Source organism: Allocatelliglobosispora scoriae (genome assembly GCF_014204945.1).
In the GTDB taxonomy this organism is placed as follows: Bacteria; Actinomycetota; Actinomycetes; order Mycobacteriales; family Micromonosporaceae; genus Allocatelliglobosispora; species Allocatelliglobosispora scoriae.
Genome location: NZ_JACHMN010000002.1, coordinates 2097762 through 2112853 on the forward strand (window position 1 = coordinate 2097762; position 15092 = coordinate 2112853).

The window sequence follows — 15092 nt, forward strand, 5'->3', positions numbered from 1 at the left end:
GAGGATGAGCAGGGGCATAGCTAGGGTCGCGAGCCTGGTCACGGTTGGCCTCCAGAGCCGTTTTCGGGGTGCGGAAGGCTGGCGCTGCTAGGTTGCTAGCGCGCTGGCCAGGTTTGGGTTTGTGGTCCTAGGGGAGGTCCTAGGTCTAGGGGCTCCGGCTCCTAGACCTAGGACCGATCCGCTGTCGTGTTCAGACGGTTATGCCGTTTTCGAGGTCAGGGCTTCCCGCCCCGGAAACGGTCACGCTGGGTGATGGCGTTGACGATGTCGGCCCGAGTGAGGCCCTGTCGGTTCTGGCCCTGCCGGAACACCTGCCCGGAGGTGATGCCGTACCGGCCGAGGGTTTTGGTGACCTGCTCCCCCGTCCAGCCCGCGTAAGCGTCGGGCCGGTGGTCGGCGAGCCGTTCGGCGACGGTCACGCACCACACCTTGGGCTCGCTGGCCGGGATCACGGCGAGCACGTCGTCGAGGACCCGGTGCTCGTCGGCCTTGCGGGCCGCCTGCTCCTGGGTCGGGTCCTGGGCGTACCCGGTGAGGGTGCCCGCAGCTTCGCGGGCGGCCCTTGCCCTGGCCACGACCACCTCAGCTGCGGGGCCGTCCATGTAGAAGGTGCGGGTGATCTGCGGATCGTCAGCTTCACCGGCGAGGTAGCCGATGCCCCTGTCCGACCTGGCGAACATCGTCGCCTTGATCCCTGAGCTGTGCGCGCCCGTGCCGAGCACCATGTCGTTGGGCTGGTGCCCGACCACCTTCAGGCAGAACCGCAGCACCGCGTTCGAGCTGATGCCCGTGGGCAGGCTCTTCGCGTCGACTCGCTGTGTGGCGAACAGTGCGCTGATCCCGCAGGCCGGGCCTCGCCGCACCAGGTCTTCGCAGATCTGCTCGATCTCGTCGCCGTAGACCGGGTGCTCGAACCAGCGCTGGCACTCGTCCACTGCGACGACGATCGGGTGTAGCCGGTAGGCCGGCATCGACGCCAGCTCTGGCGTGACCTTGTTCTCCGGGCACAGCTCCCGAGGCAGCTCACGGATCACCCGCGTACGCCGCCGCAGCTCGCCCTGAAGTTCCCGCAGGTCTTCCAGGGCGTAGAGGATGTCTTCGTCCTCGTCGCCCGCTCGGTACCGGTGCGAGACCGGGGCCAGGGCGGAGAAGTCGCCGGTTCCCTTCAGGTCGTAGGGATGCAGCTGCGCGCGAGGGTCGAGCGCAGCTGCGAGCAGGATCAGCCGCAGCGAGAACGTCTTGCCCATGCGCGGGATGGCACCGATGACCATCGACGCGAACATGAGCGTGATCGTCACGACCCGCCCGCGCGGGTCGGTCCCGAACGCGAACGGCTCGAACAGGTCCACCTTCCCCGCCTTGGCCAGCGGCCAGACGGGCGGCTTCGCCGCCGACATCTCCTGATCGCCGACCCACAGCACCAGGCGGCCCGGATGCACACCGGGCACCGCCTCGGGCCAGACACAGCCCAGTGGCCGGCCGAGCGCGGAGGCCAGCTCGGTGCGCTTCTCGATCACCGCCGAGGCAGTGGCACCAGCGGGCAGGTCAACGGTGGCGCGCCAGCCGTTGCCGTCCCGAGCGATAGGCGCCGGGAACCCGATGGCGTTCGGGTCCTTCGCCAGCCGAGCCGTGATCGACGAAAGGCCGAGCACGGACAGGGCGTAGACGACCCGATCCGACTCCAGGCGCGGCACGCGGGCCGAGATGACGGCCCGCCCCATCAGCGGCTTGTCGAGTGGCCGGCCAACCATGCCCAGCACGCCGACCACTGCCGTGCCGATGGCGACCAGGGCGAGCGTGCGGGTGCCCGGTTCGAGCGTCAGCCACCCGGTCAGCCCGCCGCAAATGACGAAGACCGAACCGCCAAGGAACAGCGCCGTGCGCAGCCGCACCCGGCTGTCGCGCTGCATCGACAGCTTCAGGTAGTCCTGCGGATCGTCCCGGTGCACCGCCGACAGCCGCAGCGCGTGGCCCTCCAGGTCGAGCACCCAGCGCACCAGGCCGACCCCGGCACGCCAGCCGCCACGCGGTGAGTACGCGGCCAGCTTGCCCGCGTAGACCGGCACCCGCACCAGGTGGAACCCGGCAACGTGAACGCCGTAGCCGGCCGCCCACTTCATCGTGTCGGCGAAGGTCGCTCGCGACCGCAGCCAAGGCGGTAGCACCGGCTCACGGCGTGCCGGCCGATCCGCCCACGCACCAGCAGGCAGGTTCGGTCCGTCCACCGACACCAGCGGCTCCGGCTCGTCCAGGAGTTCGGCAAGACCGGCATCCCAGTCACGCGGGTTGTCCTCGTTGGTCGTCATCGGGTCACCTCCACCAGTTCAGCCGTGCCGACATTCGTCGATGCTGTGTCCGCGTCCACGGCGGTCGCCGTGTCCGCTCGGTTCGCCGACAGCACCCGGCGTACGGTGCGGTCGGTCGTCTTCGCCGCACGCGCGATGTCCTTCTGGGTACCGGTCGGGTTCTCCGCCAGCGCAACCGCCACGCGAGCGGCTGCATCCGGCTTCGCCGTACGGGTACGCGGAGCGCGAGCAGGAATCGTGCGCTGGGGTTTGTCCGCTTCTCCGTCCGTCGCTGGCTGCGCCATCGCAGCGGTCACGGAAGGCTGGCCACCATTGATGCGATCGGGGTCGATGTCCGCTGCCAGCAGGCCAGTCAATCGTCCGTAGTCCACCGATGCGGCGAGCCGCGCGGCAACCTCTTCCAGGTCGTAGGAGACCATCGCGATGTCCGCACTGACCGAGTCGAGAGAAGCGGACAGCTTGCGCCGCAACGCTGCGGCAATCGCCCTGTGCCGATCCGTCGTGGCCTTCTCCGAGAGCGCGGCCCCGATCGAGTCGTGCACACCGAGCGCCGTGTTCGCCGTGGCGAGCGTCCGAGCGCGCCAGACCGTACGCGGCATCCGCAGCCACAGCCCCAGGCCGTAGACGGGCGGCTGCCCGGTCAGCTTGCCCGCTGCACGCAGCGAGTCACGGCGTCGAGCGTTGGTGTGCAGCACCCACACCGCGTACCCGGCGAGGCTGGCACCCGTGTAGAGCGCACAGGTACCTACCGAACCTTCGTGGCCGTAGAAGTTCATCGCCGCGACGCCGAGCGCCACCGCGACCGACAGCAGCCGGGCCGCCACCGCCTGCTCCCCATGCTGGGTACGCCGCCAGTCGGCGAACGCGAACAGCACCGCCGCCAGCAACTCCACCGCGAGGGCGACCGCCAGGGCCACGGGCCGGTTGACCCCGACCCACGTCATCAGCCCGTCCGACTGGCCGTAGAGCGCGATGCCGGCCATCCCGACGTAGAACACGCCGAGCAGGTGAAGCGGCCCGGTCGAACGCATCTGCGTACCGTTCATCGGGCACCTCCCGACCAGCGAGTGCCGAGCGCGAACCCGGTCACCCCAGCACCGATCACCCGGTCGGCCGGGCCGTTGCTGGTGTTCTCGTCGTCGACCCGCTCATAGAGCCAGCCGCCGGCCTTCAGGTCCACCTCGGCCGGGCCGGTCAGCGCTAGCTGAGCAGCTGGCACGCCGAGCGCTGTCGCGATCATCGCCAGCACATCGGCTGACACTGTTACCGAATCCGGGATGAAGAGAGTGGTCACAGCCACCACCGCCGAGGGCGACGGACCATCACGAACTCTTCGCCGTCATCGGTGTCGCCCATCACCGCGGCTTCATCGTCCGCAGACTTCCCGATGGCCTGACCAACAGCGACCAGCCCGAACGCGATCGCAGCGCCGATCAGCCCTGCGCGCACCGGCTGGCCCGCCAGGACTGCGCCGATCCCGCAGAGGACCAGGGCGCAAGTCGAAACCATGCCGGTCACGGTCACGTTCTCAGCCTCCGCGTCGTCGCGGATCGTCACGTATAGCAGCGCCGAGCCCCACATCAACGGGGCCGCCGGCTTTCCGAACCGCGCGACAAGCTCGGCATACGCGGCCTGGCGGTCCACACCCGGCTCGTGCGAGCCGACCAGGCGGATAACGTCTCGCATCGGCGTGCTCATCGCGTCACCGCCGACACGAAATCGGCAGCGTCCACCACAGTCATCGACGACCAGGCCGCATCGACCATCGCGTCGATCGCCTTGACCGGCACGCAGACCCGCCCCCGTACACGGACGGCAGGGAACTCGCCAGCCTTGATCGCCCGGTAGACGGTCATCTCGGAAAGGCCCAGCATTTCGGCGGTTTCGGCGACGCTGTAGAAGCGCCGTTCCGAAGGAGTCTTGCCCCCGCTGACCGAAGCAGCGAGAGCGCTAGCCTTGTTGTGCATCGTTCCTCCACAGGCTCGGTGTCCAGGCCTGGGCGAGTTGCACCTCGCTCAGGCCCCTTCATTAGCCCGGTAACCATCGCTGTTTACCGGGGTTAACTTGAGTCACTAGAGCATCATGGGCACCACTGGGTTGTCAAGCCCCATAAACAGATTTGTTTATCCGGGCGAACCACCTGGGATTTCGCTACCCCGCTACACCAACTACGCTTGCGCTAGCCCTCTTAACAGACGGAGTAGCGACATGCCGAAGGCAGGCACCGACACGCGAGCCAAGCTGCTCGCGCGGGCTCAGAGCATCAATGCAGAGATCGACGAGCACCAGGTCGCCATCGCTGAGCTTTCCCAGGAACGACGAGACTGCCTCGAATCGCTGATCGAGGACGGCATGACACAGTCACAGCTCGCCGACCACCTTGGCATGTCTCGCGGTCGGGTCTCGCAGCTGCTCTCGGCCGGCGCCCGACCCGAGCGAGCCTTCTTCGGCACCGGAAAGGTCACGGTCGCCATCGGCGGTAAGAACGAGACAGGCCGCAAGGACGGCAAGCCGCTGGTCGTGGCCTCTGGTGAGGCCTTCGGAGCCTTCGAGCATCTGGCCACGCTGGTACGCATGCTCGGACTCGACGCCGAATCGGAGATCGTGCCGCCGCCCGGGATGGTTCAGCTGAACCGCGCCAACCTCGTCGTGCTGACGAGCCCACGGCTGCTTCCCTTCGTCGGCCAGGTCCTCGACGCCGATCCGCACCTCGGGTTCTCCCACGACGAACGCGGCTGGTTCCTCGTCGACAAGACGACGGGAACCGAGCACCGTTCACCCAGCGACGAAGGCGAGAGCGGCGACTACGCCTACGTTGGCCGGCTACCTCGACCAGACGGCAAGGGAACGTTCCTCTACCTCGCTGGCATCCACGCACCCGGCACCGTCGGCGCGGTCCACTACATCGAGAACCACCTGCCGGAGCTCTACCGCGAGGTGAAGACTCGCCGCTGGTCAGCCCTGGTCAGCTGCCAGTTCAACCCCGACACCCGGCGCATCACCAGCAGCCAGCTCGTCTCTCCGATCTACCGGCACGAACATGCCTAACTTCAACAACCTCCAGTACGCCAGCGAACCCGGCAGCCCGACATCACCGTCCGAGGACTGGGCGCAGGCAACCGCTGACCTCATCGTGGTGCTCGACGGGGCTACCGCCCGTACCGAAACCGGCTGCTCACACGGCATATCCTGGTATGCCGAACACCTGGGCAAATCGCTGCTGTTGGCAGCTGCGGACACCACTCTGTCCTTGGTGGGGGTGGCCAAGTCCGCGATCTCCCGCGTAGCTTGCCTGCACCCCGAATGCGACCTCACTCATCCTGGTACGCCATCCGCTGGTATCGCGATGCTCCGACCCGACGGCAGATACTTCGTGCTCGGCGACGTGGCCATCGTCGCCGAGTCGACGGACGGTATTGCGGTCATAGTGGACGAACGAGTGAGCCAGACCGGCGTCGCCGAGCGTGCCGAGGTAGACCACTACCTCATCGGCACGCCGGAAAAAGCCGCTGCGCTACTGCCCATGAAGCGGGCGGAGCTGGCGGCCCGCAACATCCCTGGCGGCTACTGGATCGCAGCGGCGGACCCAGCCGCCGCCGACCACGCGCTCGTCGGTCATCTCGGTCTCGACGACGGCGCCCCAGTCGCAGTGCTTACCGACGGGGCCGCGCGTGCCGAGGTATTCGGACTACTCGACTGGGCGGGCCTGCTTGATCTCGCCGTGGCTGCCGGACCACTCGAACTCATACAACGAGTGCGCGCCGCAGAAAACAGCGATCCGCTGGGCGCTAAGTGGCCTCGCAACAAGGCCAGCGATGATGCAACGATGGTTACAGCGTCCGTGGCCAGCTAGCGTACCTGCTTCGCCAGCCCACGGATGCTCGTTACATCATTGACAGCTGATATCCAGATACACCTTCACACTGTTCAGCCTTGTGGGAGATGCTTGATGGCATGACCAGGACTTAGCGATCAAACTCCGTTAGACATATGAGGCGAAGCGCGACAACGTAAAGCTACGCCGATAATTATGCTTAGCCTAGTTTTCGCAGTGACCACATAGACAGACCCAGGCACTAAGGACGGTGAGAACGATCCTAGAACAGATTACCCTCAGAAATTTTAAGTCGTTTCGCAACGCCACCTTCGATCTCGAACCATTTTCTGTTATCTATGGCGCCAATGGAGCGGGGAAATCCAATTTCAACGACGCATTGAGATTCCTCCGAGCGATCGGCCGAGGTCAGTCAATTCGTGACGCAATCGAGGGCCACTTCGTTTCGAACTATGGTACAGCACAGGGCGACATCACCGAGGGCGTTCGCGGCGGCGCTGCTAACATTACAAACTTCAGCACTCGTTCCAAAATATTTAGCATTAACCTTTTAGCCACCATAGAAGGTATCCGATACCGCTATCACATTTCAGTAGACGCACAAGAATATCGAATTGCGGCAGAATGGCTGCTCGCAAGCAATCACCCTGGCAACTATGTGTACGATACGCACCCTGACATTGAGACATGGGAGGACATCGAACCAATCGATGGCCCAATAGTCCATGCACACGTATTTAAGAACTCCCCCGGACGAAACCCTCGAAGGGTATTCTCCTCGGGTGAATCAATCTTAAGTCAATTTGATGGCCGCAAGGCTGAATTTGTCTACAATGAAGAACCTGCCGCTTTGTTACGAGCCGAACTTGAGTCTATCCAGCCATTGGAACTACGCCCAGAGGTGCTAAGAAACTACTCACCACTGGGCAGATCTGACATCGGCGAGCACGGCGAGTACTTTGCGTCCGGCGTATGGGCATTAATACGAGCAGCATCTGGACACGCACTCGATAACATCGAATCGCAAGATGCAAGAATGCGTCTCGGCGCCATACAGTCCTGGCTCAATGAGCTTAGCCCTCGCGCAGTGAAAAGTATTTCGACCATCGCAGCGCCTACCGGTGAGGTCATCTTCGCCGTCAATGAGGCCCCTCACAGCAGACGACAAGTTTCTGCCCGAAGCCTTTCAGACGGAACACTTAGATTTGCCGCCTTAGCATTCGCACTTCTAGGTACTCCAGATCGGCACACATACGTCGTAGAGGAGATAGAAAACGGCATCAGTACCGCACGCCTCGGACTTATGCTTCAAATGTTCTCAACCGCCACCAGAGAGGACAGAAGCAAGCAAGTTATCGCCACTACGCACAGCCCAACTATCCTCGACCTTGCCGAACCAAAACTGGTTAAGGGAATGCTTTTCATTTACTGGGACGAATCTGAGAAATCCTCGAAGGTAAAACCAGTATCTGCTCTCACACCTGATGAGATCGGAGATGAACAGAGCCTAGGTGACCTCCTTACTAACGGCTATTTTCAAATGGCAGCTGATGCCGAGTGAGCTTCAAGGCTGCCATCCTCATGGAAGATCATTTGAATGACCAATACATACTGAAGCCGTTAATCGAAAGCATGCTGGCTTCTATTGGTAAGCCGAACAGCAAGGTTACCGTCGTTACTAGTCCAAGAATTCAAGGGATTGATCAACTAAAAAGGAACCTCTGCGGCATCGTCAATACATTCGCCGCCAAAGTGGACTTGATGGTGATTGCATTCGATCAGGACGGACAGGACGGCGCAAACGGCGGGAAGAGCAGGAACACGCAAGTAGAAGATTGGCTTTCTCAATGCGCCAACAGCAAGGTGCAACTACTGTGCGCAATTCAAGAGGTCGAGGTTTGGTGCCTTTGGGGTAATCGAAAGGATCTGGGTGTTCCTTGGAGCACTGTCAGATCAGAGCGCGATCCAAAGGAGCGATTTTTCGATAGCCTCACCACTCGCGAAGACCGCCTGAGGCCAGACAAGGGTCGCAGCCGGCTGATTACAGCATCACTCTCAGGGGGCTTTGATTCCATCGCGCAAGGATGCTCCGAACTCGCCGATCTCAGACAGCGAGTGAAGCAGATGATCGACGCGAAATAGGCTGAAACACTAAGGCAATCGTCGCCCGGCGTTGACGGCTGTTGATGACAATGCTCTGGCTGTCCAGCTCGCCCTGACGCGCTCACATGAACCCGATCGGAAGGCATCAGAGCATGTAATACCTTCGCGCCAGAGGCTGCTGCCGAGAGGCCATAACCAAATCAAGCATCGATGCACCTATTGCCCAGCAGGGCGAGGGCGAGGAGGCATGCGGGCCGCCAGCGTCGCAGCTGCACGCTGGTCAGCCTCCGATCTCCATGCGGCATAGACCCGCAATGTTGTGGCTCCTCCGCCGCCATGCCCAAGGCGGCCCGCAACAGTACGGATATCGACGCCGGCTGTGACTAGTTCGGTCGCCGAGTAGTGCCGAAGGCTGTGCAGCACTGATGAGATGCTCAGCCGGCTAGCCATACGCCCGAACCGCTGCGTTGCCGTATCCGGCACCAACGGCACATCCCCAACCGGGCCAGTCGAGAACACGAACGCGTTAGCCGGCAGCTCGTAGTCGAGCGCCTGGGCGCGCTCGACGCACCTACCGTGGTGCTCCTCCAGCACCGCGACAGTCTCGGAGTCGAGCACGATGCGCCGCTGCTGGTGCGTCTTGGTGTCTTTCTCCTTCAGCTCCCCGTCGTCGTCAACGAACAGCGACCGCCGCAGCACAACCACGCTGTTATCAAGGTCGAAGTCATCCCACCGCAACGCGCACAGCTCGGCCCGGCGCGCGCCGAGGTTCATCGCGCACCACACGAACGTGCCCCAGTCCGGGTCCTTCCACGCCTCGTTGACGAGCCGGGCCGCCTCCGCAGCCGTAGGCGGGTGCGGGTCAGGGTGCGGCAGCGGCGGCTTGTCAGCGGCATCAGCCGGGTTGATGGCCAGCCAATTCCACTTCACCCCGCGCGCCAGGGCGCCGCTGAGAATCCAGTGAATCTGCCGCACCGTCGAGTCAGCCAGCCCACGGCACTTGTGCGGCCCACATCGCCCATCGCACTCATGGACGGCAGCGGTCCGATGCTGAACGAACCGCTGACCGCCACAACGGTCCCGGCACTTGCGCAGCATCGCGTAGAACGACTCCAGCAGTTCCGTGTCGACCTTCGCCACGGGCAGCTTCCCCAAGACCGGCCGCACGTGCTTGTCGAGCTTGATGACGTAGCCCCGGCGCGTCTGAACGTCGACGTCCAGCACTTCGAGCCAGCGATCGAACAGCTGGTTCATCGTCGCCTTGGTACGCGGATTGCGCTTCTCATCCACCTGCGACAGCAGCCGAGTACGAGCCTTCTCGGCGTCACGGGCAGCCGTAGGGCCGGGCGGGATGACCTCCACAAGGTCGTGGCGCTTGCCCGTCAGCGGGTCGATGCCGGCGTGCACCCGCACGCGCATCGCTCCGCTGGGGAGGGTGTCGATGGCACCTCGTTGCCGCTTGAGCTTGCTGTTGCCCTGCGTCATGGAGGGAAGTGTAAACGGGTTCGTGTCATGAACCGTGTCACGCAAGATCGAGAAAGCCTTGATCTGAAAGCAAAACCGCTGGTGGGGCGGGCGGGGCTCGAACCCGCGACCGAGGGATTATGAGTCCCCTGCTCTGACCAGCTGAGCTACCGCCCCGGCATCAACACGTGCGACCAGCCTAGCGGCTAACGCAACCGTGATCTACCGAGGCACAGCCCCCGCCGTGTCGCCCACGACCTGCCGAGGCGAAACCCACACCGCCACCACCCGCCGCGACCACCGCCGACACCGGATCTTGACCGAATACCCCACGTCGAACCGCGAGTTCAGCGCCGCCGGCAGCGCCCAGGCCGTCGTCCGGTCCCCCGTCCCGTCATCCACCGCCAGGTAATAGGTCACCGGCACCGAAGGCGAGTCGTCCCCGCCAGACGAAACATGCCAGCTCTCGATCCACAGAACCTGCCCCTCCACAACCACCGGAAAAGCAAGATCAAGAACCCAACGCACCAGTGAGTACGCAGCCCAGAAGAGCAGTCCGACCCCGAACAGGAATCCGCCCCACCCCACAAGATCGGCAACACTCCGATAGTCGGCGACGGACTCGAACGAGGCGACATCCTCGACAACGGGCCGCCACACCCGAGCAGCCAGGTACCCCGCGAACCCGATCATCGCCACCCGCAGCAGCAGCTTAGGTGCCGTGACGCCGTAGCGGCCGCCGCCCGGATAGCGCACTCGCACCCGGTGCCACGTCCCGCCGAACGACGACCAGACCAGCTTCCGGTTCCCCATCCCGAGGTCGACGACGGCACTCGCGACCCGGCTCACCCCGAGCGCCGCTCCATAGCCGATGTACCGGTTCCACACGGCCACGGCAGCGGGCGGCAGCTCCCCGAAGGCCTTGTCGGCGCGGAGCTGATCGCGTACCCCCAGCCATCGCGCCGCGACCAGACGACCGGCGGGAGTGTCCCGCTCACCGACGTCGCGCAGCGCGAACGCGCCGAGGAAGAGCAGGCTCATCCCTCCGGCGACGAGGATCGTGCCGAAGTCGTCCTCGGTGTCGGTGTCCCGCAGGACGTTGTGCGCGACGGCATAGGCGATCCCCGCCGCCGCGAGCGTTGCCGCGGCGAAGAGCACTCCGATCACCACCCGGCCGAAGCGGCGCCGGGACAGGCCCCGAGCCCGCGTGTCGGCGATGATCTCCTTGCGGAGATGCTTCCACCAGGTCTCGGCCTTGCCCTTGTCGCGGAAGGTCAGCGCGGTCATCGGCAGCACCCCGCCGACCGCGACCCGGACGACGTGGTCGAGCACCCGACGCTCATAAGAGGTCAGAGTCGACACGTCCGCTTCACTCCCGGCACTCCTCGTGCCGGCACCGGGACGCAGGTGGATCGTCGTCTGCATCGGATCGTTCGCGGGCTGGCGGAATTCGAAGAAGCCTCGCGCACCGAGGTCGAGCAGGGTTGCCTCGATCGGGTCCTCGGTGAACTTCCACCCGCCGCAGAGGAGTCCGACGACGGCGGGCGGCTCGGGGCCGAGCTCCTGGGCCGCGGGCGCGGCCCGGATCGGAAGCGGCCGCGTGACCAGGAGCATCAGCGCGTAGACGGCGAAGAACCCGGCGACGGAGATCGCGACGACGCCGAGTTCCAGGACCCACGGCCGCATGGCTAGAACCGGACCTGGACGGGTCCGCGCTCGCCGTCGCCGGTCTCGAAGAACTCCTTGGCCCGGAAGCCCAGCATTCCGGCGATCATGTTGGTGGGGAAGGTCTGCGTGAGGTTGTTGAAGGTCTGCACCGCGCTGTTGTAGAACTGCCGCGCGTAGGAGATCTTGTCCTCGGTGTTCGCCAGTTCGGCCTGGAGCGCGCTGAAGTTCTGGCTCGCCTTGAGGTCGGGGTAGGCCTCGGCGAGCGCGAAGAGGCGGCCGAGGGTCTGGGTGAGCGCGTTCTCGGCGGTGGCGCGCGCGGCGGGGTCGGCACTGGCGGCGGCGACCGCGGCGTTGCGCGACTGCACGACCGCTTCGAGGGTGCCCTTCTCGTGTGCGGCGTAGCCCTTCGCGGTCTCGACGAGGTTGGGGATCAGGTCGTAGCGGCGCTTGAGCTGCACGTCGATCTGAGCCCACGAGGCCTGCACCTGATTGCGGTTACGGACCAGCTTGTTATAGGTCACGACCAGCCAGATCAACAGCACGATGACGAGCAGGCAGAAGCAGCCGCCGATCAGGCTGAGGACGGAGCCGAAGGTGAGACTGCTCATGGAGATCCTCCAGGAAGGACGCCGGTAGACGTGACGATCCTTCACGCCCGACCTGATCATGCGTACCAGGGGTGGCCCTGGCTTCTATGCGTCCGTGATCCGACAACCCGATAGGGATCTTCTGCGACCCATGTGGAGCCACGGAATCACAAAGATGGATGACCGACACGGCCTGTTCAACTGATTGCGTGGCTGCGGTCCGTGGTGATTGGGTGACACCCAAACAGCCCCAGGCGATCATCAACGGGGGTTTGAGACTTGGTCAGCCATTCCGGCGGAGGCGGCACTCGCGGCGATGACCGGCGCGAGGGTCGGGTGGGCGGCGGGCCAATGAGGACACGACACACCAATGCCCACAATCTAAAGGATCGTCCGTGGACTATTTCGTTTACGCGGTAGCACTGCTGCTCGTCGTGGCGGTCGCTCTCTTCATCAAGAGCGTCTTCTTCGACAAGCGCCCGCAGAAGCTCGGCCTCGCGTTCGCCGTGCTCTCGGTGCCACTGTTCATGATCTACTACGCCGACAGGTGGCCCTGGGGCAACCTGCCGATGCGCAAGCTGGTGAGCTGGCTGGACAACTTCGAGGGCGCCGACTCGTCCTTCAAGTCCGACATCTCCCCCGCCTTCGTCATCGCCGTGGTGCTGCTGATCCACCTGGTGGTGCTGCAGCGCGTCGCGGCCGGCCGTCGCCTGGAGCGACTGCAGGACCCGATCGCCACCTTCTTCGCGAGCACCTTCTTCGCGTCGTCGGCCGGCGGCGTCCTCGTCTCGACCTTCCACTGGGGCTGGACCGGCGCGGTCATCGTCGCCGTCGTCTACACCCTCGTCTACCTGGGCGCGCTCGCGCTGCTCGCGGCGATCATCGAGGTCCTGGTCGAGCTCGTCAAGCTCGCCGTGGTCTGGCTGAAGCGCCGCGCGTTCGCCATCGCGACCGCCATCACCCGTGGTTCGAGCTTCGTCTCGTCGCTCTCCGGCCGCCTGGGCCTGACCTCGCTCGCGGACAAGATCCGGGCCGAGAAGGACGAGCAGGAGCTCACCTTCACCAACGAGTCCGACATGCAGGACAAGGAGCTCTACGCGGCCTTCCTGCGCGACCGGGCCAGCCAGCGGCGCATGGCCGGCCGCTCCGAGGAGGAGGTCGCGGCGGAGCTCGCCGAGCTCTCCGCCCCCGAGGCGGAGGCGCCCGTCGTGGTGAAGCCTCCGCGGCAGTCGCGGAAGAAGGCAGCGGAGCCCGTGGCCGAGCAGCCCGTCGTCGAGCCGGTCTCGACCGACGCCTAGCCCACCGAACGCGAAAGCGCCCGGCCCCTGCGGGGGCCGGGCGCTTTCGGTATGGCTCCCTGACTTGGACTCGAACCAAGAACCTGCCGGTTAACAGCCGGCTGCTCTGCCAATTGAGCTATCAGGGATCGATTCCGGCGGGGATATCTCCCTGCCGGGCGCGACTGGACAAGACTACACAACGCGCGGGGTTCCGTGCGAGGGGGTTACCCCATGACTCGCCCCACAAATATTCGGGATAAAAGCCCTCCGCGTGGAAGATCAGGCCGAAAGGCGTCAGGATGTGGGTCATGAGCGGAAAACTGTGGTTCGTGAGTGGCCTGGCCATCGGCTATGTGCTGGGGACGAGGGCCGGGCGTGAGAAGTACGACGAGCTGGTCGCCAACGCACGCCAGCTCTGGCAGCACCCGACGGTGCAGGAGGCGGCGGGGGTCGTCCAGGCGCAGAGTCAGCGCCTGGTCAGCGAGGGTCGCCGCCGGTTGGAGCAGCAGGCCTGACGGCGGATTCACCCTGTCGGGGGGCGGGAATCTGCCCCTCGGCACTGACCGCGCCGCCGACGCCGAGCCGGCGCAGCTCGGCCCGGGCGAACTCCATCTCGGCCACGACCGAGTCGATCACGTCGTCGTGCGAAGCGCCCTCGTGGAACGCTCGCACGCCCCACGTCGCCGTCTCGACCTCCAGCTGATCCGTGCGGGCGGTGAGGCCGCCCAGAAGCTCCGCCAGCGCCGCCCGCACGACGGGGAGGGTGGAGGTCAGAGGTGGCGGCGGCTGCGTGTGCAGGGGCACGTGGAGGTGCACTCGCCATGGCCCGGGAAGGTCGTCGGTGACCGCGTCCTCCAGGTCGTCGGTGCCGGCGCCCGATGGCGTGCGAGCGGGGTGTGGGAAGCGGGTCCCGGCGAAGCCTCGCAGAGCCTCGATCGCGGTGTGCGGGTCGTCGGCGACGAGCGCGCTGGAGAGCTGGACCTTCACGATCGGCAGCCGGGCGGTCGTCAGCGTCTCGATGGCGGCCTCGGGCGACTCCCAGACGCAGGCGAGGTGGGCCAGGTCGATGCAGATGCCGAGGAACGCCGGGTCGATGTCGGCCAGATAATCCACGGCCTGGGTGGTGGTCTCGATCAGGCAGCCCGGCTCGGGCTCGAAACCCACCCGGACCAGTCGGCCCGTCTGCCAGGTGATCTCCGCCAGGCCGTCCGCCAGATCTTCCATCAGCCGGTACGCCCGGTCGGCGCGCTTGCCGTCCCACGGCTCCCGCCAGGCGATCGGGACGGTGGAGACCGAGCCCCTCTCGGCATCCGGTGGCATCAGATCGCAGAGCACCCGCGCCAGGTCCAGGGTGTATTCGAGGCGCTCCGGGCTGGTCCAGTCGGGCCGGTAGAGGGCTCGTTTCGCCGGGGCGAGCCGACCGGCCGGCTCCTCGGGCACGGGTCGCTGCTCGGTGGGCGCCCGATAGGGGAAGCCGTTGAGCGTGACGACCTCGAGCCCTCGGGCGGTGAGCTCGGCGCCGAGTCGTTGCCGGAGCCGGGCCGAGGCCGCGAGCATCCCGGCGACGGGCGCGGAGAGCCACAGGCCGAGTCCGAGCCGGTCGACTCCCAGCCGCTCGCGCACGATGACGGCGTCGCCGTCGAGTTGAGCGAGGATGCCCGGGAGGTCCGCCGCTGGGCGCACGTTGGTGCCATAGGCCAAGTGCACGGTCTGGCCGTCCCGATGGTGCAGCCTCATGAGCCACCTCCACCAGCTCCGATGAGGTCACACCGTCGCCAAGTTGTCCACATGAGACACCTTGTCGGTGAGCTCATCTCAGCCTGCCATGCCAGGGCTGCGAAAGCAGCAT

General features: G+C 65.3%; 14 protein-coding genes, 2 tRNA genes and 1 pseudogene. 6 read left to right on the forward strand and 11 right to left on the reverse strand.

The genetic code is table 11. From position 1 onward, the window contains the following. Positions 1 to 215: 215 nt before the first annotated feature. From F4553_RS15015 to F4553_RS15035, 5 genes are read right to left on the reverse strand one after another with little or no spacing between them, the layout of a single operon-like run. Positions 216 to 2306: an FtsK/SpoIIIE domain-containing protein gene (locus tag F4553_RS15015; protein WP_184836451.1), complete on the reverse strand. Its 2091-nt coding sequence runs from the start codon at positions 2304 to 2306 to the stop codon at positions 216 to 218. Continuing rightward, the gene (locus F4553_RS15020; protein ID WP_184836453.1) at positions 2303 to 3352 is read right to left on the reverse strand and encodes a hypothetical protein; all 1050 of its coding nucleotides are present in this window, start codon (positions 3350 to 3352) and stop codon (positions 2303 to 2305) included. The genes F4553_RS15015 and F4553_RS15020 overlap by 4 nt, the downstream gene beginning before the upstream one ends. Then, positions 3349 to 3600 carry a hypothetical protein gene (locus tag F4553_RS15025; protein ID WP_184836455.1) on the reverse strand — a complete coding sequence of 84 codons (252 nt, stop codon included), beginning with the start codon at positions 3598 to 3600 and terminating at the stop codon, positions 3349 to 3351. Before F4553_RS15025 ends, F4553_RS15020 begins: the two co-directional genes overlap by 4 nt. Further along, on the reverse strand, positions 3597 to 4004 hold the full coding sequence (locus F4553_RS15030) for a hypothetical protein (RefSeq protein WP_184836457.1): 408 nt from the start codon (positions 4002 to 4004) through the stop codon (positions 3597 to 3599). The genes F4553_RS15025 and F4553_RS15030 overlap by 4 nt, the downstream gene beginning before the upstream one ends. Beyond that, complete coding sequence (locus tag F4553_RS15035; protein ID WP_184836459.1) at positions 4001 to 4273, reverse strand: helix-turn-helix domain-containing protein; 273 nt, start codon at positions 4271 to 4273, stop codon at positions 4001 to 4003. Before F4553_RS15035 ends, F4553_RS15030 begins: the two co-directional genes overlap by 4 nt. A gap of 241 nt (positions 4274 to 4514) precedes the next feature. Between F4553_RS15035 and F4553_RS15040 the strand changes: the two genes are divergently transcribed. The 4 genes from F4553_RS15040 (at position 4515) to F4553_RS15055 (ending at position 8283) form a co-directional block, all read left to right on the forward strand. Next, positions 4515 to 5354: a sigma factor-like helix-turn-helix DNA-binding protein gene (locus F4553_RS15040; protein WP_184836461.1), complete on the forward strand. Its 840-nt coding sequence runs from the start codon at positions 4515 to 4517 to the stop codon at positions 5352 to 5354. Then, positions 5347 to 6159 (forward strand): hypothetical protein, encoded by an 813-nt coding sequence (locus tag F4553_RS15045; protein ID WP_184836463.1) that lies wholly within the window; start codon positions 5347 to 5349, stop codon positions 6157 to 6159. Before F4553_RS15040 ends, F4553_RS15045 begins: the two co-directional genes overlap by 8 nt. A 232-nt stretch (positions 6160 to 6391) precedes the next feature. Beyond that, a complete protein-coding gene (locus tag F4553_RS15050; protein ID WP_184836465.1) occupies positions 6392 to 7702 on the forward strand; it encodes an AAA family ATPase in 1311 nt (436 codons plus the stop codon). Then, positions 7699 to 8283: a hypothetical protein gene (locus F4553_RS15055; protein WP_184836467.1), complete on the forward strand. Its 585-nt coding sequence runs from the start codon at positions 7699 to 7701 to the stop codon at positions 8281 to 8283. Before F4553_RS15050 ends, F4553_RS15055 begins: the two co-directional genes overlap by 4 nt. Positions 8284 to 8460: 177 nt before the next feature. Here F4553_RS15055 and F4553_RS15060 read toward each other — a convergent pair whose 3' ends face one another. From F4553_RS15060 to F4553_RS15075, 4 genes are all read right to left on the reverse strand, one after another. Continuing rightward, entirely contained in the window at positions 8461 to 9729 is a 1269-nt protein-coding gene (locus F4553_RS15060) for a tyrosine-type recombinase/integrase (protein ID WP_184836469.1), read from the reverse strand. A 79-nt stretch (positions 9730 to 9808) separates the two neighbouring features. Continuing rightward, a tRNA-Ile gene (locus F4553_RS15065) sits at positions 9809 to 9885 on the reverse strand. Between the two features lie 45 nt (positions 9886 to 9930). After that, entirely contained in the window at positions 9931 to 11394 is a 1464-nt protein-coding gene (locus F4553_RS15070) for a DUF2207 family protein (protein WP_184836471.1), read from the reverse strand. Between the two features lie 2 nt (positions 11395 to 11396). After that, complete coding sequence (locus F4553_RS15075; RefSeq protein ID WP_184836473.1) at positions 11397 to 11984, reverse strand: LemA family protein; 588 nt, start codon at positions 11982 to 11984, stop codon at positions 11397 to 11399. A gap of 374 nt (positions 11985 to 12358) precedes the next feature. On the opposite strand from F4553_RS15075, the gene F4553_RS15080 reads away from it, so the two are divergent. Beyond that, positions 12359 to 13261: a hypothetical protein gene (locus F4553_RS15080; protein ID WP_184836475.1), complete on the forward strand. Its 903-nt coding sequence runs from the start codon at positions 12359 to 12361 to the stop codon at positions 13259 to 13261. A 52-nt stretch (positions 13262 to 13313) separates the two neighbouring features. Here the strand turns inward: F4553_RS15080 and F4553_RS15085 are convergent. Next, positions 13314 to 13389: transfer RNA gene (locus tag F4553_RS15085), tRNA-Asn, on the reverse strand. 162 nt (positions 13390 to 13551) lie between these two features. Between F4553_RS15085 and F4553_RS15090 the strand changes: the two are divergent. Next, positions 13552 to 13749, forward strand: a pseudogene (locus tag F4553_RS15090) (hypothetical protein); the annotation flags it as partial. Here the strand turns inward: F4553_RS15090 and eboE are convergent. Further along, positions 13721 to 14980 (reverse strand): metabolite traffic protein EboE, encoded by a 1260-nt coding sequence (gene eboE / locus F4553_RS15095; RefSeq protein ID WP_184836479.1) that lies wholly within the window; start codon positions 14978 to 14980, stop codon positions 13721 to 13723. The pseudogene F4553_RS15090 and the gene eboE sit on opposite strands and share 29 nt — an antisense overlap. Between the last annotated feature and the right edge of the window lie 112 nt (positions 14981 to 15092).

What these genes read in the sequence shown, in the direction of transcription:
- eboE (WP_184836479.1), bottom strand. Translation starts at nt 14,980, where the DNA reads ATGAGGCTGCACCATCGGGACGGCCAGACCGTGCACTTGGCCTATGGC.
- F4553_RS15075 (WP_184836473.1), bottom strand. Translation starts at nt 11,984, where the DNA reads ATGAGCAGTCTCACCTTCGGCTCCGTCCTCAGCCTGATCGGCGGCTGC.
- F4553_RS15020 (WP_184836453.1), bottom strand. Translation starts at nt 3,352, where the DNA reads ATGAACGGTACGCAGATGCGTTCGACCGGGCCGCTTCACCTGCTCGGC.
- F4553_RS15015 (WP_184836451.1), bottom strand. Translation starts at nt 2,306, where the DNA reads ATGACGACCAACGAGGACAACCCGCGTGACTGGGATGCCGGTCTTGCC.
- F4553_RS15035 (WP_184836459.1), bottom strand. Translation starts at nt 4,273, where the DNA reads ATGCACAACAAGGCTAGCGCTCTCGCTGCTTCGGTCAGCGGGGGCAAG.
- F4553_RS15060 (WP_184836469.1), bottom strand. Translation starts at nt 9,729, where the DNA reads ATGACGCAGGGCAACAGCAAGCTCAAGCGGCAACGAGGTGCCATCGAC.
- F4553_RS15040 (WP_184836461.1), top strand. Translation starts at nt 4,515, where the DNA reads ATGCCGAAGGCAGGCACCGACACGCGAGCCAAGCTGCTCGCGCGGGCT.
- F4553_RS15030 (WP_184836457.1), bottom strand. Translation starts at nt 4,004, where the DNA reads ATGAGCACGCCGATGCGAGACGTTATCCGCCTGGTCGGCTCGCACGAG.
- F4553_RS15045 (WP_184836463.1), top strand. Translation starts at nt 5,347, where the DNA reads ATGCCTAACTTCAACAACCTCCAGTACGCCAGCGAACCCGGCAGCCCG.
- F4553_RS15070 (WP_184836471.1), bottom strand. Translation starts at nt 11,394, where the DNA reads ATGCGGCCGTGGGTCCTGGAACTCGGCGTCGTCGCGATCTCCGTCGCC.